Consider the following 20,594-nt stretch of genomic DNA (forward strand, 5'->3'; position numbering starts at 1 on the left):
TGTTTATTCAAATAAAAATACATACACATTGCAGCAAACAGTAGCTATAGCTTTAAGACATTTACATATACCACAACTTGTATCCTGATTTTCAAAGTCGGTATAATATTATTAATATTATTCTCATAAGATATATTATTATCTCTTTGTATATTCTGATTATTATTAATATTTGACTCTTTGAACAATAAATTTGCAACAGAATCTATCTTTATTTAGCAATGCCAATAAATTTCTAATTTAATACTTGCAATTTATCTTATAATTACTTATATTTAGGTTCGCTTAGATTAAAAAGCACTAGAGCGTTTTATATGTAATTAATTTTGATCCCCTTAAACTTTTTACATTAAAACGCCATTATTTTATTTAAGCGGGTGTAGCTCAGGGGTAGAGCGCTACCTTGCCAAGGTCGAAGTCGAGGGTTCGAATCCCTTCACCCGCTCCAGTGATTTTTTCCGTTTTATGTTATTCCAGCGTAGGCGGGAATCCAGAATAAATAGCTTCAATATTGATATAGAAGTTACATATTTGATAAAACAAACAGATAAAAAAATAAGTTTTTTATCTGTTTTACTGGATTCCCGCCTACGTGGGAATAACATAGAGCATGTTTTTCGAGCTAAGCAACAACGCCCTTTTGCAAATGACATCAGTAAGTTTATCATAAATTCAATCTTCTAAACCATATTTTTTCTTAATATCTTCTAATGAAATTACTTCTTCTCCTTTTTCTATACGAGACAAAGCAATTAATAAATCTGCTTTTTCTTCTATATAACTTATCTATTGCTTTACGTATAATATATCCTTTTGGTCTATCGATTTCCTTAGCAATATTAGAAAGTATAATATCTAGTTCATTAGAAATTCTAGTAGTTATAACTGTCATAAAAATAGCTATTTATCAGTCTTGTGATAATTTTTATTAGTATAAAATACATTTAAATATATTTTATATTATTATTTTACCCTTGCATTAAAGCTATTAGGTAGCTATTTTTATTTTATTAGACTTAGTGCATAACCTATCTTATAAAGAGAAATTTTAAGGAAACACGGCACACAGCACCGCAGCGTACAAAAAGGTACGTGAGATGGGAGTACCGGATTGATGTATACCGCAGATACTTCAAAAGTTGGAAGCCAAATAAGTGGTGAGCCTGCGGAGCGTAGAAAACTACGTGAGCAAAGGCAAAGCCCCAAATTTGATGTACCAAATCTTGAAGTATCTGCGGTATACAAATTACTTTTAGAAAGAGGTTATACAGGAAGACTATTGCAACAATTAGGAAATTACATATGTCAGCAAATACGCAAGATAATCAGGCAAATAATAACGACACTATAGAAATGCAGGAAACTGAGGTAGTGCCTGTAGAAACAAATTCTTTACAATCAGGGTTAACAAGCTTAATACCGATGGTTTTAATTTTTGCTGTATTTTACTTCTTATTATTACGTCCACAAGAAACACGACGCAAAGAAAGAGAGAAATTAGTAAGTGAAGTTAAAAAAGGCGAAGAAGTTCTAACAAATAGCGGCATTTACGGTATTGTGACTAAAGTAAGTGAAAATGACAATAATATTGAAATCGAAATAGCTAAAGACGTACGTATTAAAGCTTTAAAAAGTGCTATTATCGATATAACTAGTCGTACAAAAGAAGTAGTAGTAAAAAAAGAAAACAACAAAAAAGATAAGAAGGTAAGCGGTGCAAAATCTTCCTAAGTGGAAAATTTTTCTTTCAATTATATGTACGGTTTTTGCGGTTGTTTGTGCCTTACCTAATTTCATGCAGGTAAACTCTAAGTTTCTGCCTCATGATTCAGTAAATCTAGGACTTGACCTTAGGGGAGGAGCCCATTTATTACTCGATGTTGATTTTGACACCTACTTAAATGATTCAATGGAAAATCTTGCAGACACTTTACGCAAAAATTTTCGTGAGGATAAAATCGGTTATAAAAATCTGTTAGTTAGACAAAATAGCATTCAATTAGAAGTAAGATCGTCTGAGAAATTAAAGACGTTAAAGAAAATAATTAATAAAATCGATCCAGAAATTATCACTGAAGTAAACGAAAATAAAATAAAGCTTAGCTACAGCGAATCTAGATTAAATGAATTACTTAATAAGGTAGTAGACCAATCTATTGAGATCGTTCGCATGAGAGTTGATAGTACCGGCACTAAAGAGCCGACCCTACAGAAACAAGGCGATAAGCATATATTACTACAAGTTCCCGGTGAAGAAAATCCCTCTTACCTGAAGAATATATTAGGGAAAACTGCAAAGCTAACTTTTCATTTAGTTGATGAAAATGCCAATATCGAAGAAGCGGTAAAAGGACATGTTCCAGTAGGTTCAATGCTAGTTAAGGGAGATAGCGAAAATCATGGGGAGTATTATGTCGTTATAAAGAAAAAAGTTGTTTTGGGTGGGGATCAGCTTACAACCGCTTCAGCTTCTTTTGACCAAAATTCGCAAGCGGTAGTTGCTTTTTCTTTCAACAATTTAGGTAGTAAAATATTTGGTAAAATAACCAAAAATAATACCGGTAAACGCCTTGCTATAGTTTTAGACAATAAATTACTAAGTGCTCCAACGATAAACGGAGCGATTATGGGCGGAAGCGGTATAATAACAGGAAATTTTACCATTGAGTCGGCAAATGAGCTTGCACTATTATTGCGAGCCGGTGCGCTTCCTGCCCCACTTAAAATTATTGAAGAGAGAAGTATAGGTCCAAATTTGGGTGCTGATTCTATAGAGTCAGGCAAAAAGGCAGGACTTATAGGATTTATAGCAGTGTGTATATTTATGGTTTGGTCTTACGGTGTGCTTGGTTTATTTGCCAATATAGCCTTAAGCCTTGCATTGTTATATATTTTAGCTTTACTTTCACTTTTCCAAGCTACTTTAACTCTGCCGGGAATTGCAGGAATAATACTCACTATGGGTATGGCTGTTGATGCTAATGTATTGATTTACGAAAGAATTAAAGAGGAACTGCATAAAGGAATTTCTAATCTTTATGCTATTAGAACCGGTTTTGAATCTGCGTTTACCACTATCCTTGATGCTAACTTAACTACTTTAATCGTTGCTTTTTTACTTTATATATTTGGAGTAGGTGCAATAAAAGGTTTTGCCGTTGCATTAACGATCGGGATTATATCTTCAATGTTTTCGGCGATTATCATTACTAAATTGTTAATAGATATTTGGGTAAAATATTTTAAACCTAAAAAATTAGGACTTGTGTAAAAGAGTAGACTTTGTTGTATGGTCTTCTTATGTCATGCAGCAAGACCAGCTAGGATGACAACGCAAAAATGGATAATATCTTATGAAAATACAGTCAAATGTTATAAAAATAATTATCGTAATTAGCTTATTAATAGGAGTAGGAGCATTATATTTGTTGTTATCTTTAAGAACGCCTGAAAAACCGCTTGCCGGTCAAGTCAATATCTATGAAGATAACGTAAAAATCGGCGGTGATTTTGAACTAATAGACCAAAATGGAGAGATATTTAATAGTGATAAGTTGAAAGGCAACTTAAGCCTCATTTACTTTGGATTTACTAGTTGTCCTGATATATGCCCAACCTCTCTAAATAAAATGACGGAAATTGTAGAAATTTTAAATAAACATAAAATAGATATTCTACCTGTTTTTATCACTATTGACCCAAAACGCGATACTCCTATAGCACTTAAAGAATATCTAAAACATTTTCATCCGAAATTTATAGGTCTTACCGGTAACGAGCAGCAAATAAAAGATGTAACTGATAAATTCAAGGTTTTCTATGCTCGTGTGCATGGTGATGATGACGACCCGAATTATATGCTTGATCATTCATCTTTTACATATTTAATCGATGCAAACGGAAAATATTTGAAACATTTCTATTTAGATTCTTCACCTAAGGAAATTATGGAATTTTTAAGAAATGAATAATTATATATCGGTAGCGTATTTATTTACCTTTTTAACCTTAGCGATATTGTTAATTGTAAGTTTTTTAAATTACAAGTCATTGAAAAATAAACAGAACTTTAATGCAAAAGAGAATAAGAAATAGATTAATAACAATAATTATTTGTTTCTGCTCAGCATGTTTAGGAATTAGTATAATACTTTACAATTTAGAGAAAAATATAATATTTTTTTTGCCGCCGTCAAAAATTAATGAAATAGAACAAGGCAAAGAGTTAAGAGTCGGTGGGCTTGTTAAAACAGACTCAATAAATAAAATTACTGATGATAAGATAAGTTTTGTTATTACCGATAACATTAAGGATTTAGAGATATTATATCAAGGAGCTCTTCCGGCTCTATTTCGTAAAGGACAAGGAATTATTGCCATCGGGCAATTATCGAACGGGAAATTTATAGCAAGACAATTACTTGCAAAGCATGATGAGAATTACAGACCTCCGAAATAACAATGTCATTGCGAGGAGCGAAGCGACGTGGCAATCTAGTAAAATAGGCCTGAGATTGCTTCGTCGAATTACGTTGTAATTCTCCTCGCAATGATAAAAAATAACTAAACCAACCAAATAAATAAAAACATGTTTATAGATAAAATCAAAGCAAAAGCAAATAATTACGAAATAAACGTAATTATCGAAATTCCGATGAATAGCGGTCCAATCAAATACGAATTTGACAAAGAATCAGGAGCAATTTTTGTTGATCGCTTCATGCAAACTACCATGAGCTATCCATGCAATTACGGTTTTATTCCTCATACTCTTTCAAATGACGGTGATCCGGTAGACGTACTTGTCGTAGCTCATCATCCGGTGGTGCCTGGGTCGGTTATAAAATGCCGAGCAGTCGGCGTATTGATGATGGAAGACGAATCAGGGCTTGATGAGAAAATAATCGCAGTACCGACTTCTAAGCTCGATATTACTTTCGATCATATTAAAGAGCTAGATGATTTATGTGACATGCTCAAGAAACGTATCGTGCATTTCTTTGAGCATTATAAAGATTTAGAAAAAGGTAAATGGGTTAAAGTTACTGGATGGGAAAATAAATCAAAAGCAGACACTTTAATCAATGAAGGAATAGATAGAGTCAGCTAGGGATAAGAATTCATGACGTTGCTTGCATGGTGCTTGATGTCATTCCCGCGGAGGCAGGAATCCAGAAAAAGTAGCCTTAATCCCGATCTCAACAATTGCACATTAATTAACAAAATAAACCTATAAAAACTTGTTTTTATAGGTTTTACTGGATTCCCGCCTCCGCGGGAATGACATCAGAAAAATAAGATAAAAAACAAACAGTGACCGACTTCTTGCATAACGTAGTTAATAAAGAGGAATTTGAAGGAAACACGGAACACAGAGCCGCAGCGTACACTTTAGTACGTGAGGATGCGAGTACCGGATTGATGCACAAATTACCTTTAGAAGCAAGTTATGCAAGAAGTCGATTATTTCGTTCAGGAGTCGTAGTAGCTTTTTCCACATTGATTTCTCGGATATTTGGCTTAGTGCGTGAACAGTTTATCGCATCATTATTCGGCTCTACGCCTATGGGTGATAGCATTAATATTGCTTTTAAACTACCGAATCTATTTAGAAGAATTTTTGCAGAAGGAGCATTATCAAGCGTATTCATTCCTATTTATAGTGAAAAAATGCTTATTTCTAAGAAAGCTGCTAATAATTTTTCAGGTGAGGTTTTTACCCTTTTACTTCTGACATTAATAGTAATAATAGCATTAATGCAAATCTTCATGCCACAATTAATGTTGTTTATTGCTCCTGGATTTCACGGTAAAAAAGAAAAGTTTGAGCTTACGGTATTTTTATGCCGAATTACAATACCTTATTTAATATTTGTTTCATTAACGGCTCTACTTGGCGGAATATTAAACTCTGTAAAAAAATTCGCTGCATTTGCTTTTTCACCGGTTATTTTAAGTATATGCGTAATAATTTTTACTTTAACATTTGATCATTATATAGAATCTACTATCTCAATTAGCTTATCTTTAATAATCGCCGGAATATTACAAGTTTCTTTTATGTTTGTCTGTGTGAAAAGAGCGGATTTAAACTTTCCGATAATTTTTAACCCAAGCGATCCCGATGTAAAAAAGCTTTTGATTAACATGGGACCGGCAACCATTAGCTCCGGCGCACAGCAATTAAACCTTTTCATATCCCAATCTATTGCTAGCTTTATTGAAGGTGCTATTTCTGTATTATCTTATGCCGACCGGATATATCAATTTCCTCTATCAATAATAGGTACTAGCTTCTCTACTATATTGCTACCTGAGCTGTCAAAAATCTATAAATCAAATGATATAGTAACTGCAAAAAAAATACAGAATAATGCTATTAGAATGGGATTATTATTATCGTTGCCTGCTACATTCGGTATTATAATTCTATCTCATCCGATTATTAATATAATTTATGAAAGAGGAGTATTCACGAGCCAAGATACTACAAATACAGCTGAGGCTATTTCTGCGTTTGCACTTGGGCTGCCTGCTTTTATTTTGGCAAAAATTTTAACTCCTATTTTTTATGCTAACGGAGATACTAAAACACCGCTCAAAATAACCTTATTTTCAATAATAATTAATACCGGCATGAACCTATTATTAATGGATTCTTTGAAACATATCGGTATTGCAGTCGGTACATCTATTGCAGCTTGGTATAATCTAGGTTTATTATATAGCTATACTACAAAACAAAATAAGCTTCATATAGAAGCCGGTATAAAACTTTTCTGCGGTAAAATTTTGTTATGCTGTACATTAATGTCTATTATAATTGCTTTAATGAAGCATTATTATTTAGAATATTTTTATTCGGAATATTTACTGATTAAAGTCTGTATGCTAGGTAGTACAATTACAGTTGGAATGGGAGCATTTTTCGGCACGGCATATTTATTAAAAGCGGTTAATTATGATAATAACAAGAAATAAGCACCAATCAAATTATCAGGATTGGCTAAAAGCCTTAGCTATTATAGCCATGATCATTGATCATGTAGGTTTATATCTATATCCTGAATTAACGATTATGCGGATCATAGGTCGTACAGCTATGCCAGTATTTTGCTTTTTTGCCGGTTATAATTTTCATGATAAACCAAAAACCCATATAATAATATTCGGTGTTTTATTACAAATATATACCACTGTACTATTTAAACAGTTGCTTACTACAAATATTCTAATCTCTATCTATTTAGGGCAATGGTATATTTATTATTTTCGTAATTCTTTAACTCGCTTTTTCTATAGCGGTTATTGTCATGCAATTATAATGGTACTATTGTGGTATATTAGCTGGGCTTTGATTGATTACGGGACTCTTGTAATTGCTATAATGATACTTGGATTTATTTCAAAACATGAGCAGGCAAACCTAAAACTTTGCTGTTTTATAGCAATTTTTGCTTCTTTCGTGCATTCAACTCTTTTTACTCTTGCGATTTCCTTTAATGAGTTTAATTTTTCAAATACTGACTTAATTTTAAACCTCACTTTCTTAACAATTACCTATATATTAATGATCCTAAGCGATTATTCACAAAAAATAGCTATAAATCTAAAATGGATAAGTCGCAATGTTTTATATATTTACTGCATACAAATTATGATCTTACAATTCATATTCATCTATAAATACACATATGGTTTTAAAAATTGGTAAATAAACATTAATAATGAGTGACAGCGTAATTTAGTTAATATTAATATATTTAAATAAATTGATAATTAAATATATGAATATAATAGATCATTTAATTTTGTATAATGAACAATATAAAGAGCAATTTAAAAAAAACAAACTATTTAAAATTAAGTTAGATAGTACACTACGAAAAAATAAATTTCTTAAACATTTTCGGATTTGGTCAGACGAATTTCAAAAAATGGTATTAGCAAGAGTAGTGTTTTCTGAAACAAAAGAATTTCAACAACTTGCATGGAAGCATCTTACCAATGAATTTGGACATAATATAGAATTATTCCAAAATCTAGAAAATAATGAAGAAACTACAGATTCTATTTTTGAGGCCTTAGGTTCTTGGTTTACGCTAAAAATGATGACTCTTGGAGATAGTGAACGAGCCGTCCTTGTCCATTTAGTAATAGAGTCTTGTGCTACTATATTTTATGAAAAACTAGGATCAATATTTTTTAATCATAAAGCAGCAAAACATTTCAAAACACATATGCATCTTGATCCTGAACATGAACAAATAGGAATAGATTTATTAAAACAAATAAACATTAATGATTCTTCTTTACTCACTATTCAAAAAAAAGGCTGGGATATGATTGACGCTCTGTTTACTAGACTTGCTGAAATCACACAGGATTAGCTTTAACTTATAGTATTCTAGATTTTCATTTTATAAAAAAGCTTGCTTGCACGGTGCGGTTTTTCGTCATTGCGAGCGACTAAAAGGAGCACGGCAATCTCAGAACTTTGGCACGAGATTGCTTCGTCGAATTATTGCGTAATTCTTCTCGCAATGACGGTAAAAATCGAACCACACAACAACGCCAATGCCAAGCGGAAATAACATATTCAAACTAAACCAACTCGCTTACTTGAGATTTAGCAAAGAGCTTTATCTGAAAGTTAACAAAATTTACATTACCTTTTGAGCCTATTTTCGCAAATTTATGCGCTTTAAGAAGTAGGTCATAATCATCCGCTAAATCGGCGAAGAAAAATTCGATTTCGCCGCTTTGTTTTACTCCTAAAATCTCACCGCTACCTCGAAGTTTTAAATCCTGCTCAGCTATATAAAATCCATCATTAGTTTGTTTCATTATCTCAAGCCTACCTCGTGCAACTTTTCTAAGCCTTTTAGGATTGTATAACAATATACAATATGACTGCAAACTACCCCGCCCTACTCTACCTCTAAGCTGATGAAGTTGAGCGAGACCAAATTGCTCAGCATTTTCAATAATTATCAAAGTGGCTTCAGGTATGTCTATTCCGACTTCAATAACGGTTGTTGCAACTAATATCTTAATTTCACCTTCCTTAAATTGCTTCATTATTTGGTCTTTCTGCTCGTTCTTCATCTTACCGTGAATAATACCGGTATAACCTTGATAGATATTGTCGATAGAGTTAAAACGATTCATCAGATCCATCAATAAACTATCCTCTTCCGGGGTTTCTTTCTCTCCCTGCTCTATCAATGGACAAATCCAATATACCCGCTCACCTGCAATAAGCTTCTTATTTATCGCTACTATAATATGCTCTATCTTATTAACGGACATGGTATTTGTAGCGATAGGTAAACGACTTTTCGGCTTACCCATTAGCTTTGAGATAGTCATATCACCAAACATAGTAAGTGCAAGGCTTCGAGGAATCGGCGTTGCAGTCATAACTAACACATCGGGATTTACTCCTTTATTTATTAAATTCAAACGCTGTTGCACCCCAAATCTATGCTGCTCATCAATAACTATATAACCTAGTTTCTTAAAACTTACTTTTTCTTGAAATAAAGCATGAGTGCCGACTAATATATCGATCTCATCGTTGTCAAGTTGTATCATAATATTTTTACGAGCTGCACCTATTATCTTACCTGTAAGTAATCCGACTCTTATATTAGTATTTTTTAAAGCTTTAACAAAAAACTCATAATGCTGATTGGCAAGCAAATCAGTTGGAGCCATAAGCGTTGCTTGAAATCCAGTGACTACCACATTTACCATCGTCAGCAGAGCTACCAAAGTTTTACCGGAGCCAACATCACCTTGCAACAATCTCATCATTTCTATTTTATCGCTTTGATCACACTCTATTTCTTCTATGACTTGCTTTTGATAAGAAGTTAACTCAAATCCTAGCTCATTTAATATATTTGCTTGAATAGATACAGCTTTAGGGTAAATATTACCTTGTCTTCTACTTATTTGCGTACGTATATTTAAAAGAGATATTTGATTAGCGATAAGCTCCTTAGCTGCTAGTTGTTTTTTGGCGTTAGTATATAAATCATCATTGCGAAGCCCCTTTAGGGGCTGCGGCAACCTAGAATTTATTAATTTTACATTACTGGATTGCTTCGTCGGCATGCATGCCTCCTCGCAACGACCGAAAACATGCAACATTTGCAAATTTTGCAATATAATATCTAAATAATCTTTTACTTCTTTATCTTCTATACTCTTACACTTCTCTTCAAATATCTCTATTGCTTTTATGATATATGAATATAACTGCTTGTTACTAAGTAAATATGTCAGGGAATAAATCGGCTCTATTTCTTTTGCGAGTTTAGGATTTACAATAAATTCAGGATGTGAAATTTGTAAGTAATGATCAAAAAATTGTACCTTTCCGCTGATAATATGAGAAGTACCAACTTGCAGCTTATTAAAAATAAACGGTGGGGGTTTATGAAAAAACACTAATAACAAAGAACCAGTATCATTGCTAGCTGTAATTTTTAAAGGCTGACTACTTTTCTTTGGTAAATTAATGCTATCAACTACAATTTCTGTTTGGATTATGTCACCGTCTCTAACTTCAGTTAAATTAGGCGATAATATTTTATTTTGATATGAAACAGGTAGATAAAATAATAAATCACGAATATTGTTAATACCAAGCCTTTTAAGAGCAGATACGGTATCTTCACGTATATTGATGAACGTTTTTACAGAAGAAAATAAGAATTTTTCTAAAATAGTTAGCATATATAGTCATAATTATCTTATATACAAATATATATACTTTATAATAAAAGAAGAAGAATAAAATATACAAATTATTACTAATATGTCATTCTTGCAAAAGCGGGAATCCAGTAATTAAACGGTGCATACACAGTAAGTTTTTAAAATTAAAAGTTCGATGTGTATAGCGCTTTTTTCTGGATTTCTGCTTTCGCAGGAATGACAGGCACAATTGTAGAGGAAGGTAAAGAAACAAAGGAGTTTAACGGCAAAAATATATAATGGAAACTGCCCTTCAAGCTGACCTTGCTATTATTAAAGTCTTTAAAGCCGATAAAAGCGGCAACGTGATTTACAATAAAACTGCACGAAATTTTAATGCAGTCATGGCAGGTGCCGCTAAAGTTACAGTTTGTGAAGTATAGGAAATAGTTGAGGTGGGAGAGCTTGACCCTAACAATATTCACACACCTAATATTTTCATACAGCGATTAATAGTAGGTGAAAAATATGAGAAACATATTGAGCAATTAACTGTCAGGGAAAAATAAGATATGCCTTGGAGCAAAGAAGAAATTTATCAAATAACCGCAGAGGAACTTAAAGACGGATTATATGTCAATCTTGTTATAGGTATGCCTACGCATGTAGCAAATTATATACCTCAAGGAGTGAATGTAATATTTCAAAGCGAGAACGGTATGCTTGGTATGGGACCATTTCCTTACGCAGGAGAGGAAGATCCTGATTTAATTAACGCCGGTAAGCAAACTATTACTGCTATTCCTGAAAGCAGCTATTTCGACAGTAGCTTTTCATTTGGGATGATTAGAGGTTCGCATATCGATTTAACTATTTTAGGTACTATGCAAGTCTCACAAACAGGCGATCTTACCAACTAGACTATTCCGGGTAAAATGGTTAAAGGTATGGGAGGAGCTATGGATTTGGTCGCTAACACCAAAAGAGTAGTTATTATAACGGAACATAACGCAAAAGATGGCGGTGCTAAATTATTAAAAGAATGCAGCTTTCCGTTAACAGGTAAAAAAGTAGTTAACAGAGTAATTACCGATCTTGGAATTTTTGATATTGATAAAGATGAAATAATATTAGTTAGACAAGTTGACGATGTTACTATTGAAGAAATAAAGTCTAAAACTAAAGCCAAGTTTATAGTTAATTTATAATATGGAGAATAAAATGGTTAAAGTAGCTATCGTATATTATAGTGGATACGGTCATACTGCAAAAGTAGCTGAAGAACTAAATAAGAGCGTAAAAGAAGCAGGAGTAAATGTTTCTATTATACAAATAAATAAAGATAAACCTCATAATCTCGATTGGGATTTATTAGATAATGCAGATGCTATCATTTTTGGAGTCCCAACCTATATTGGTAGTTTAGCAGGATCGTTTAAAATATTTATGGAAGCTACCTCAACTAGATGGACATAACAAAAATAGAAAGATAAAATAGCTGCAGCTTTTACTAATTCTGCTTCTTATTCAGGTAATAAGTTATGCAGTATTCAGCAGCTATTTCACTTCGCTATGCAGCATTGTATGATTTGGCTCGGGCAAGCTGAAGCTACTCCGAATTTTTCCGATCATGAGATGCCTGATCCTGATAAAATTAACCGCTTAGGTAACTGGTCAGGATGTATGACTCAATCTAACCACAAATCTTCTCCTGATATTACTCCTACTCAAGGCGATTTAAAAACTGCTAATTTCTTTGGTAAAAGAATAGTTGAAATAACTAAGAAGTTTAAATGGTAGATTTATATGGTGTTTTATGTCATCTCCGCGGAAGCGGGAAGCCAGTAAAACCTATAAAAAACTTGTTTTTTAGGTTTATTTTATCAATTAATGGTACTTTTATAGCAGTATTAAAGTTATTTTTTGGATTCCCGCTTCCGTGGGGATGACATTTATTATCTAACAAATGATGGTTTTTGTGAGTGCCTATTATTTAGAATTTTTTGAGCATGCGTAGTCATTTTAGCATCTCGTTCTCCTTTAGTTTTTAGACTTTTTGATTTATTCCTATTAACACTAAAATCACTCCAATTACCACTATCGCTTTCACTGCCACTACTGCTACTACTATCACTCATCCCCATAGCAACTCTTCGTGCTAAAATTGATGCAACTCCATTAGGTTTGTTAATATTCTGAGCAGACTTACTATGAGAATGTGCAACCGGTTTTCCTGTATTAGGATCAAATTCAACTTTTTTTAGTTTGTGTTCACCTCTTATGGACTGCAGCAATAAATCTCTAGAATCTTGTACCTTAACATCAGTTTTTTCAACTTTTCTTAGTTTTTTTGGCCCTACTATTTCTCTCATTAAATCAGAAGTATCTATAGAAGGACGTGGTTGATTTTCCGGTTTTTTAATCGTAGTAGCTTCTACAGGCTTAGATAATGTCTCAGTCTGAGCCGAAGCCGGAGCCATAGTAGGCATAGACGGGGGTGGCGGTGGGGGTGGCGGTGGGGGTGGCGGTGGAATGTTATTTTGTGATAAAGGAGGAGGCGGTGTTATATTATTTTCCAAAGGTTTAGCTAGGGACGAATTTGCTAATATTGGTTCTTTTTTTGAAGCCATGCGATTTGTAAGGTTACTTACTATCTTTTGTAACTCCTCATTGTCAGGTAATTTTGCAATTATATCATTAATATTTCTTTCTTTATTTTCAATTAATGCCTCAAATTTATGCTTCGTTTTATATAATTGTTCATCAATCTTTCTAATTATTCTAGTATTACTCTCTTTGTTTTTTGCTAAAACCTGCTCACTATTATTTACAAAAATATTTTTAACATTTTGCCACATATTATTTAATTTTTCAAAAAATGTATAAGGTACTTCTTCCCTAATTTCAGCAACCTGTTTTTGTATTTCTTTAAGTTCTTTGATATTAGAATTTTCGGATATTAAATTTTGGATGTTTTGTTTTGTAGCATTTAAAGAATTATATTGTTTCTCTAGTTTTTCAGCATTAATGAATTGTAAGGGATTTGTCATATGTAGAGCTGAGAATCTTTCAGGTTTACTCTTATAACTAAAAAATACTTCTGATACTCTTTCTCTTTGATCTTTAGATAAATCTTTCTTTGTTAAATCCTTAAAATTTTTTTCGATTTCTTCTTGTAATGCTTGCTTTAAAGGTGCAGATTTTTCCGCTATATTATATATCTTATTATCAATATCTTTTAATATTTTATTATTATACTTTATTGCTTCATTTGTTAACTGTTCTTCACTTTTTATAAAAATATACTTTACATTAGAAACTGTTTTTACAAATCTTTTAAACCAAGGCAACGATCTATTATGTTCTTTTTCTAGTTCTTTAGTTTCATTTTGTATTTCGATTAAACCTTGCAACTGCTTATTTTGTTCGCATAATTCATTTACTTGGCTTAATATAGTATTTAAAGCATTATTTTCTTGTGCTAATAATTTATTTATATCTATTTCTTTAGCCACGCCATACACCTACTATAAATTAATATCAGAATTATAGTAAATTTCTTGTACAAAAGCAAAGAGAAAGTTAATGTTAATGTATTTTTGATAAATAAAAGATAGATAAACGAATATAGTTAACGTAATTTTAAGGATGATAAGCCTATAAGAGCAAATATAACTGAAATAATCCAAAATCTTATTACGACTTTTGATTCTGCCCAGCCGTGTTTTTCAAAATGATGATGGAGCGGTGCCATTTTAAATATTCTTTTTCCTTTAGTAGCTTTGAAGTAATATACCTGTAAAATTACGGATGCCGTTTCAATAACAAACAAACCGCCTACTATAGCTAAAACTATTTCATGCTTAGTAATAACGCTAATAATACCAAGTACACCACCAAGACTTAGACTACCGGTATCGCCCATAAAAACTTCTGCCGGTTGTGCATTAAACCATAAAAATCCAAGGCAGCTACCGACTAATCCTGCACATAACACCGTTAACTCTCCAGTATTCGGTATATAGGTTAGCTGTAAGTAGTTTGAGTAAATTAGATTTCCTACTAAATAACTTATTAAAGCAAAAGAACCGGCAGTAAAGGCAATAGGAACGGTAGCAAGACCATCAAGCCCATCCGTTAGATTCACGGCATTAGAAGAGCCGACTATAACAAATATAGCAAAAACTATATAAAAATAACCAAGATCCAAACTTAAATTTTTAAAAAACGGTACGTTAAGTAAATGACTTGGACTTTTATCTAGATATTCTAGTAAAACACATATAATGAAGCTAATAATTCCTTGAAGTAAAAGCTTACTTTTTCCTCTTACTCCGTAATGATTATTTTTAGTTACCTTAGCATAATCATCCATAAATCCTATAATACCGAAACTAATAAAACCAAATAACGTAATCCAAGTATATTTATTAGTTAAATCAGCAAGTAATAAAGTAGAAAGACAACTAGACAAAATAATCATAATGCCCCCCATTGTCGGAGTACCTACTTTTGTTTGATGTGATTCAGGTACGTCTGAGCGTATAGGCTGACCGTTTTTTTGAAGAGATCGCAGAAATTTTATTAATATCGGACCAGTGATAAAGCTAAGGCTTAGAGTTATAATAATAGCAAGACCACTACGAAAAGTAATATAGTGAAATAAATTAGCTATATGTGAATTATGGATATGAGGAAATAAAAGATTGTATAACATTTGTAGATTTAAATTTAAAAGTATATTTTGATGTTATTCATTGTGCATGGATACCAAATCGTCATTGCGAGCAGTCGTAGACTACGCGGCAATCTCGTCAAACATTTTGAGATTGCTTCGGCAATTACTTTGTAATTTTCCTCGTAATGACGGGCAACCAAAACCACACAATATTAAGAATATCCTAGTGTATTTATTTATAATAATCAACAATCTTATCAAGTTTTACGCCTCTTGACCCTTTTATTAGAATAAGCTCATTACCTTCAAATAAATTCGTAATATGCGTAATTAATTCATCAACATTTTTAAAGTATTTTTTAGCTATTTTGGAAGGTAGTAAATCATCAATATATTTAGTATTTACTCCTACTAAATAGACCTTAGAACAAGCGGCATCTAATATGTACTGCACTAGTTTCTCATGTAATCGTTTAGAATTTTCCCCTAGCTCTAGCATATCGCCTATTATAGCAGTTTTATTCTCGGCAGGTACTTGTTTTAAATATTCTAATGCAGCTTTCATTGACTGCGGACTTGCGTTATAGTAATCACAAATTACACGACAATTTTGTATATTGATAATTTCCCCTCTTCCTTTAGTAGGAGAAATATTTGCTAAGTGATTTGCAGCTATCTCTATATCTTTACCTAATATATCGATAATTAAAAGTACACCGGTATAATTTTCGGTAAAATGCCGAGGAATAAACGGTATCGTTACATCTAAGACTTTATTATTTATCTTATACTTTAAGTAGACTTGCTCCCCTAGGTTCTCATATAAAATTAATTCTGCTAAAGTTTTAGATGATCTACCAAAGCTATGTATATCAGTGATAGAAAGGTTTTTTAATATCGATAATATTTTGTTATAGCAATTAGTATCGGCATTAATAACGGCAATATCATTTTTGCTAAAATTTGCAAAAATCTCACATTTAGCTTCAGCTATCTCTTCAAGCGAGTTAAAAAATTCTAAATGAACCTCTGAAATATTAGTAATCATGGCAATATTCGGCTTTAATATTTGAACCAGCTCTCTTATTTCACCTTTATGGTTCATGCCAAGCTCAAAAATAGCATATTCCGTATCATCAGCCATTGAAGCAAGATTAATAAGCATACCGAGTTTGTTATTGAAGTTACCTCGGCTAGCAAAAACTAGAAAATCATGTTGTAATAATACTTTCAGTGCTTCTTTGGTAGAAGTTTTACCGACGCTGCCTGTTATAGCTATAAATTTAGCTTTTGAATTCTCTCGTTTATATAAAGCCATTTTTTGTAGAGCTTCAAAACAATCATCGACTAAGATAATTTTATCTTTATCATTGATCTCCACTCGCTTACTAATAATTACGGCTGCTGCTCCTTTATCTATTGCATCTAGAACATAATCATGACCATCTCTATTACCTTGAAGTGCTATAAATAAATCATCTTTTTTAACGTCTTTGGAATTAAACTGCACTTCATTACAATTTATAGAATTAGAGATTGTTATACCGAGAGCAGCACTTAAAGTTTTAGAGTTCCAGATCATATGTTTTTGTTATTTATGTGTTGTTGTATGGCTTGTTTATGTCATTCCCGCGTAGGCGGGAAGCCAGTAAACATATAAAAAGCAAACTTTTTATATGTTTATTTTATTAAATATGTAACTTCTGTATTAATATTGGAGTCATTTTTCTGGATCCCCGCTTCCGCGGCGATGACATCAAGATTTTTTTTTAAAAACTGTCCGGTACTATGGGGCAAGTCACGGGATGACAAACTTTTACACACTTCCTCACAACCTCAGCATCATCAAAAGGTAATTTCTTATCGCCTATAATTTGGTAATTTTCATGACCTTTGCCGGCAACTAACAAGATATCATCTTGTTTTAAATTATTTATACCGTATTTAATAGCCTCTTCTCTATTTGCTATTTCTGTATAATCTGCTTTCTCTATACCACTTATGATTTCAGCTCTAATAAGCTTTGGGTCTTCATTGCGTGGATTATCATCTGTAATTATGATGGTATCAGCACGTTTTGCGGCTATTTGCCCCATAAGACTTCTCTTTGCCTTATCACGATTACCACCGCAGCCAAAAACTACGCTTAGCTTACTACCACGTAATTTAATATTTTTCAGTTCCGTTAAAGCTTTTTCAAGAGCGTCCGGAGTGTGGGCATAATCAATGAAGATATTAGTGTTATCTATTCTCTCCATTCTGCCTTTTACTGCTTTAACTTCCACTAAAGAATCTATAACATCATCAAAAGCAAAACCAGTATAATGAATGCTAAGAACAGCAATTAATAAATTACTAGCCTGAAAGCTACCAATTATCGGGGTATTAAAATTATATTCTCTATTATTAAATGTAAAATTAATATTTTGTCCTTTTAAAGAACCATTAATTCTAGTTATTTCTAAATCACCTTTTTTCCCAACGGTTATAAATTTAATATTATGATTATGTAGATAATCTTTAACAAACTCTATTTCTTCTATATCAGAATTTAATATTGCGATGCCGTTCGGTAATAAATGATTTATAAATAATTTTAGTTTGGCTAATAAATAATTTTCTTTTGTATGGTGGTAATCTAGATGATCCTGACTAAAGCTAGTAAAACATGCGATATTTACTTTTATTTCCCTAAGTCTTGCTTGATCAAGACCATGACTAGAAGCTTCAAAAACTAAATATTCTATACCATTTTCAGCTAAATTATGAGCAATTTTTCTAAAGCTTAAATAGTCTAAAGTTGTTAATTCTGGTACATCATTTATAAGATTATCGCAGCCAAATATTTCTACCCCTATCGTACCTATAGATGCTGCTTTTTTCCCAAGTAATGAATATGTTTGAGCTATATAGGATACTACCGAGCTTTTACCGTTAGTACCGGTTACGGCTATTAGATTCTTTGGTTTTTTAGGATAGAATATTTCTATGACTTCATATAAAACTGCCTGCACATTTTTTACGTAAATTACTTTATCTATAACAATATTTTTTTTATTGTCCGTAATTACTAATACTGCACCTTTGCTTAAAGCACCCTTAATAAAATCATTTCCATCAGTATTCCGTCCTTTAATCGCAAAAAAGACGTCTTTATCCTTAACGGTTTTAGAATTAATCGACAAACCTTTTACGTTATGTTGTTGAAATAATTGCTTTAGGTTATGGGACATATTTATTATGTTAAAAACGTGTTACCGTCATTGCGAGGAAATTGCATAGCAATTGACGAAGCAATCTCAGGAGTTTGTTATTATTTCATGAGATTGCAACGCAGCCTACGGCTGCTCGCAATGACTGAGCAGGAATGACATCGAGTCTACACCTCCGATAAATTCCAAAGTAGTTGATTTGCCTCAACAATTATATTTTTATCTACTAATTTCTTGATACATACTAATTTATTATCTGGTTTGATTTTTGCCTGATTAGAGTAAGTACTAACGAATTTTAAAATTTTATCAGTCATATCGGCATTTTTATAAAATTTAATCACAAATCCGTTATCTCCTGAATCTAGATTTTCAATATTTAACTTAAAGCATAATAGTTTTATTTTTACAATATCAAGTAAATTATTAAATTCAATCGGTAGTAAACCGAATCTATCAATCATCTCATCTTTAAATGTCTCTACTTCTATCTCATTACTTAAATTACCTATTCTTCTATATAGTCCAAGTTTAAGAGCTGCATCGGCTACATAATTATCTGGAATAAAGACGGATAATCCCAAATTAATAGTCGGGATAAAGGGTTGTTCTGAAACAATCGGTTCATCTTTAAAAATAGCTATTTGTTCTTCCAGCATTTCTTGATAGAGTTCTGTACCTACTTCTTTAATTTGTCCTGATTGTTCTTCACCTATCAAGTTACCGAAACCTCGTAAATCCATATCATGGCTTGCAATAGTAAAGCCTGAGCCCAAAGCACAACTATTTTGTATTATCTCTAAGCGTCTTAAGGAGTGCGATGTCATCTTTTTATGACTTGCTACCGTTAGATAGGCATAACCCCGCATTTTACCTCGACCTATTCGACCACGCAATTGATATAGCTGACTAAGACCCAGCATATCAGCCTTATGTATGATCATGGTATTTGCCTCGGCTATATCAATTCCTGATTCTATAATAGTAGTTGAGACTAGTATATCGAATTTGCCGGCATAAAACTCGCTCATAACCTCATCAATTTTACTCGGGGTCATTTTTCCGTGAGCTATTTTATAGCTTAATTCCGGCACGATTTGTTTTAATTGTTTTTCGATATCCTCTATATCTTTAATTCTTGGAACTACATAAAAGCTTCTTCCGCCTCTAAAACGTTCGCGTAATAATGCCTCTCTGATAATAACGGGATCAAACGGCATAACCAAGGTACGAACTTCCAGCCTGTTTAGAGGCGGCGTTGCAATAATGCTAAGTTCTTTTAAACCGGTCATTGACATTTGCAGCGTTCGAGGAATCGGTGTTGCCGACATTGCAAGTACATGGGAAGAGGATTTTAGCGATTTAAGAAATTCTTTTTGACTGACGCCGAAATGTTGTTCTTCATCGATTATTAACAATTTCAAATTAAAGAATTTTATATTTTTATGTAATAAAGAATGAGTGCCTATTATTATATTTATTTTACCGCTTTCAAGCTCCGATCTTATAATTTTTGCTTCTTTAGAACTAATAACTCTAGATAATTGCTTGATATTTAAACCAAAACCTTTGAACCGTTCTATGAATCTTGAAAAATGTTGACTACATAAAATAGTTGTCGGTACAACTACGGCTACTTGAGGTAAATGTTCATTTAGAGATTTTGCTACCATAAAAACGGCACGCATTGCTACCTCTGTTTTACCAAACCCGACATCACCGCATATTAACCTATCCATTAACACACCGTTTCTTAGATCTTCTTTAATATCGTTTATAGCGGTTAATTGGTCTTCCGTTTCACTGAAAGGAAAATTAGCACAAAATTTATCATATTCTTCAAGGTCAAATTCAACGGAAGCACTACTATTAAGTTTCCTTTTAGCTGCTATTTGTATTAAATGCAGTGCTATCTCTTTTATACGATTTTTAAGCTTTGCCTTACTTCTTTGCCATGAAACGCTACCAAGCTTATTAAGCTCAGCATTATCATTGCC

17 protein-coding genes, 1 tRNA gene and 4 pseudogenes are annotated in these 20,594 nt (G+C 32.6%); 14 read left to right on the forward strand and 8 right to left on the reverse strand.

Annotated features, from left to right (window positions below; all coding sequences use genetic code 11):
- Positions 1–3 precede the first annotated feature (3 nt).
- Positions 4–203: pseudogene (locus tag AB4K15_RS05955) on the reverse strand (hypothetical protein); the annotation flags it as partial.
- 170 nt (positions 204–373) lie between these two features.
- Between AB4K15_RS05955 and AB4K15_RS05960 the strand changes: the two are divergent.
- Positions 374–448, forward strand: a tRNA-Gly gene (locus AB4K15_RS05960).
- A 224-nt stretch (positions 449–672) separates the two neighbouring features.
- Here AB4K15_RS05960 and AB4K15_RS05965 read toward each other — a convergent pair.
- Positions 673–904, reverse strand: a pseudogene (locus tag AB4K15_RS05965) (antitoxin of toxin-antitoxin stability system).
- A gap of 207 nt (positions 905–1,111) precedes the next feature.
- On the opposite strand from AB4K15_RS05965, the gene AB4K15_RS05970 reads away from it, so the two are divergent.
- The 9 genes from AB4K15_RS05970 (at position 1,112) to AB4K15_RS06010 (ending at position 8,390) form a co-directional block, all read left to right on the forward strand.
- Complete coding sequence (locus AB4K15_RS05970; RefSeq protein WP_032073358.1) at positions 1,112–1,351, forward strand: palindromic element RPE5 domain-containing protein; 240 nt, start codon at positions 1,112–1,114, stop codon at positions 1,349–1,351.
- Positions 1,303–1,731: a preprotein translocase subunit YajC gene (gene yajC, locus AB4K15_RS05975; RefSeq protein WP_032073357.1), complete on the forward strand. Its 429-nt coding sequence runs from the start codon at positions 1,303–1,305 to the stop codon at positions 1,729–1,731. The genes AB4K15_RS05970 and yajC overlap by 49 nt, the downstream gene beginning before the upstream one ends.
- Positions 1,715–3,271, forward strand: coding sequence for a protein translocase subunit SecD (gene secD, locus AB4K15_RS05980; RefSeq protein WP_032073356.1), 1,557 nt, complete (start codon positions 1,715–1,717; stop codon positions 3,269–3,271). Before yajC ends, secD begins: the two co-directional genes overlap by 17 nt.
- An 82-nt stretch (positions 3,272–3,353) precedes the next feature.
- The gene (locus AB4K15_RS05985; protein ID WP_012736692.1) at positions 3,354–3,971 is read left to right on the forward strand and encodes an SCO family protein; all 618 of its coding nucleotides are present in this window, start codon (positions 3,354–3,356) and stop codon (positions 3,969–3,971) included.
- A gap of 101 nt (positions 3,972–4,072) precedes the next feature.
- The gene (ccmE, locus tag AB4K15_RS05990) at positions 4,073–4,459 is read left to right on the forward strand and encodes a cytochrome c maturation protein CcmE (RefSeq protein ID WP_032073355.1); all 387 of its coding nucleotides are present in this window, start codon (positions 4,073–4,075) and stop codon (positions 4,457–4,459) included.
- Positions 4,460–4,588: 129 nt separating this feature from the next.
- On the forward strand, positions 4,589–5,110 hold the full coding sequence (gene ppa / locus AB4K15_RS05995) for an inorganic diphosphatase (RefSeq protein ID WP_014273640.1): 522 nt from the start codon (positions 4,589–4,591) through the stop codon (positions 5,108–5,110).
- A 311-nt stretch (positions 5,111–5,421) separates the two neighbouring features.
- Positions 5,422–6,981, forward strand: a complete 1,560-nt coding sequence (gene murJ / locus AB4K15_RS06000) for a murein biosynthesis integral membrane protein MurJ (protein WP_500225045.1) — start codon at positions 5,422–5,424, stop codon at positions 6,979–6,981.
- The gene (locus AB4K15_RS06005) at positions 6,962–7,714 is read left to right on the forward strand and encodes a TraX family protein (protein ID WP_032073353.1); all 753 of its coding nucleotides are present in this window, start codon (positions 6,962–6,964) and stop codon (positions 7,712–7,714) included. The genes murJ and AB4K15_RS06005 overlap by 20 nt, the downstream gene beginning before the upstream one ends.
- A gap of 73 nt (positions 7,715–7,787) precedes the next feature.
- Positions 7,788–8,390, forward strand: coding sequence for a hypothetical protein (locus AB4K15_RS06010; protein WP_500225011.1), 603 nt, complete (start codon positions 7,788–7,790; stop codon positions 8,388–8,390).
- A gap of 214 nt (positions 8,391–8,604) precedes the next feature.
- On the opposite strand, the gene AB4K15_RS06015 is transcribed toward AB4K15_RS06010, so the two are convergent.
- A complete protein-coding gene (locus tag AB4K15_RS06015; RefSeq protein ID WP_032073352.1) occupies positions 8,605–10,746 on the reverse strand; it encodes an ATP-dependent DNA helicase RecG in 2,142 nt (713 codons plus the stop codon).
- A 177-nt stretch (positions 10,747–10,923) separates the two neighbouring features.
- Here AB4K15_RS06015 and AB4K15_RS06020 point away from each other — a divergent pair.
- The 4 genes and pseudogenes from AB4K15_RS06020 to AB4K15_RS06035 all read left to right on the forward strand — a co-directional run.
- Positions 10,924–11,276, forward strand: a pseudogene (locus AB4K15_RS06020) (CoA-transferase); the annotation flags it as partial.
- Between the two features lie 3 nt (positions 11,277–11,279).
- Positions 11,280–11,915: pseudogene (locus tag AB4K15_RS06025) on the forward strand (3-oxoacid CoA-transferase subunit B).
- Between the two features lie 13 nt (positions 11,916–11,928).
- Complete coding sequence (locus tag AB4K15_RS06030) at positions 11,929–12,183, forward strand: flavodoxin family protein (protein WP_084698706.1); 255 nt, start codon at positions 11,929–11,931, stop codon at positions 12,181–12,183.
- A 108-nt stretch (positions 12,184–12,291) separates the two neighbouring features.
- Positions 12,292–12,507 carry a hypothetical protein gene (locus tag AB4K15_RS06035; protein WP_032073424.1) on the forward strand — a complete coding sequence of 72 codons (216 nt, stop codon included), beginning with the start codon at positions 12,292–12,294 and terminating at the stop codon, positions 12,505–12,507.
- Positions 12,508–12,662: 155 nt separating this feature from the next.
- Here the strand turns inward: AB4K15_RS06035 and rickA are convergent, their stop codons facing one another.
- From rickA to mfd, 5 genes are all read right to left on the reverse strand, one after another.
- Positions 12,663–14,222, reverse strand: a complete 1,560-nt coding sequence (rickA, locus tag AB4K15_RS06040; protein ID WP_500225015.1) for an Arp2/3 complex-activating protein RickA — start codon at positions 14,220–14,222, stop codon at positions 12,663–12,665.
- A 116-nt stretch (positions 14,223–14,338) separates the two neighbouring features.
- A complete protein-coding gene (gene mraY / locus AB4K15_RS06045) occupies positions 14,339–15,424 on the reverse strand; it encodes a phospho-N-acetylmuramoyl-pentapeptide-transferase (protein WP_032073350.1) in 1,086 nt (361 codons plus the stop codon).
- Between the two features lie 193 nt (positions 15,425–15,617).
- A complete protein-coding gene (locus AB4K15_RS06050; RefSeq protein ID WP_032073349.1) occupies positions 15,618–16,967 on the reverse strand; it encodes a UDP-N-acetylmuramoyl-tripeptide--D-alanyl-D-alanine ligase in 1,350 nt (449 codons plus the stop codon).
- A 187-nt stretch (positions 16,968–17,154) separates the two neighbouring features.
- Positions 17,155–18,618, reverse strand: a complete 1,464-nt coding sequence (locus AB4K15_RS06055) for a UDP-N-acetylmuramoyl-L-alanyl-D-glutamate--2,6-diaminopimelate ligase (RefSeq protein ID WP_500225747.1) — start codon at positions 18,616–18,618, stop codon at positions 17,155–17,157.
- A 146-nt stretch (positions 18,619–18,764) separates the two neighbouring features.
- Positions 18,765–20,594: transcription-repair coupling factor (gene mfd / locus AB4K15_RS06060; RefSeq protein WP_500225750.1), on the reverse strand; the 1,830-nt coding region annotated here is incomplete at its 5' end.

The organism is Rickettsia aeschlimannii, from assembly GCF_047973405.1.
Classification (GTDB): domain Bacteria; phylum Pseudomonadota; class Alphaproteobacteria; order Rickettsiales; family Rickettsiaceae; genus Rickettsia; species Rickettsia rickettsii.

Coding starts and splice junctions, on each gene's coding strand:
- yajC (WP_032073357.1), top strand. CDS start 1,303: ATGTCAGCAAATACGCAAGATAATCAGGCAAATAATAACGACACTATA.
- AB4K15_RS05985 (WP_012736692.1), top strand. CDS start 3,354: ATGAAAATACAGTCAAATGTTATAAAAATAATTATCGTAATTAGCTTA.
- ccmE (WP_032073355.1), top strand. CDS start 4,073: ATGCAAAAGAGAATAAGAAATAGATTAATAACAATAATTATTTGTTTC.
- ppa (WP_014273640.1), top strand. CDS start 4,589: ATGTTTATAGATAAAATCAAAGCAAAAGCAAATAATTACGAAATAAAC.
- murJ (WP_500225045.1), top strand. CDS start 5,422: ATGCACAAATTACCTTTAGAAGCAAGTTATGCAAGAAGTCGATTATTT.
- AB4K15_RS06005 (WP_032073353.1), top strand. CDS start 6,962: ATGATAATAACAAGAAATAAGCACCAATCAAATTATCAGGATTGGCTA.
- AB4K15_RS06010 (WP_500225011.1), top strand. CDS start 7,788: ATGAATATAATAGATCATTTAATTTTGTATAATGAACAATATAAAGAG.
- AB4K15_RS06015 (WP_032073352.1), bottom strand. CDS start 10,746: ATGCTAACTATTTTAGAAAAATTCTTATTTTCTTCTGTAAAAACGTTC.
- AB4K15_RS06030 (WP_084698706.1), top strand. CDS start 11,929: ATGGTTAAAGTAGCTATCGTATATTATAGTGGATACGGTCATACTGCA.
- AB4K15_RS06035 (WP_032073424.1), top strand. CDS start 12,292: ATGATTTGGCTCGGGCAAGCTGAAGCTACTCCGAATTTTTCCGATCAT.
- mraY (WP_032073350.1), bottom strand. CDS start 15,424: ATGTTATACAATCTTTTATTTCCTCATATCCATAATTCACATATAGCT.
- AB4K15_RS06050 (WP_032073349.1), bottom strand. CDS start 16,967: ATGATCTGGAACTCTAAAACTTTAAGTGCTGCTCTCGGTATAACAATC.
- AB4K15_RS06055 (WP_500225747.1), bottom strand. CDS start 18,618: ATGTCCCATAACCTAAAGCAATTATTTCAACAACATAACGTAAAAGGT.